Origin of the sequence: Corallococcus sp. AB038B, assembly GCF_003668955.1 — a bacterium.
In the GTDB taxonomy this organism is placed as follows: domain Bacteria; phylum Myxococcota; class Myxococcia; order Myxococcales; family Myxococcaceae; genus Corallococcus; species Corallococcus exiguus.
Window position 1 is genome coordinate 1 of the sequence record NZ_RAWO01000303.1, and the last position, 396, is coordinate 396.

Sequence of the window (396 nt, forward strand, 5' to 3'; positions counted from 1 at the left end):
CATCGAGAGAACACGGAGGGAGCGTGCTCCCAGGTCTACCCCGCGCTGGCGAGGGTGGACCCCCGCCTCTTCGGCGTGTGCGTCGCCGGCATCAACGGCAGCAGCCACGGAGCGGGCGACGTGGACCACCCGTTCACCCTCATGAGTGTGTCCAAGCCGTTCGTCTTCGCCCTCGTCTGCCAGGCGCTGGGCCCGGAGGTGGCGCGGCGCAAGCTGGGGGTCAATGCCACCGGCCTGCCGTTCAACTCGGCCATGGCGATAGACCAGAGCCCGGACGGGCGGACCAACCCCATGGTGAACTCAGGAGCGCTCGCGACGACGAGCCTGGTGCCGGGCACCAGCCCCGAGGCCCGGTGGCGGTTCATCCACGAGGGGTTGTCACGCTTCGCCGGCAGG

Annotated in this window: 1 protein-coding gene; it reads left to right on the top strand. The window is 70.2% G+C overall.

The features are described 5' to 3' along the window. On the top strand, nt 1-396 hold a 396-nt coding region (locus D7Y04_RS43385), incomplete at both ends, for a glutaminase (protein ID WP_199749850.1).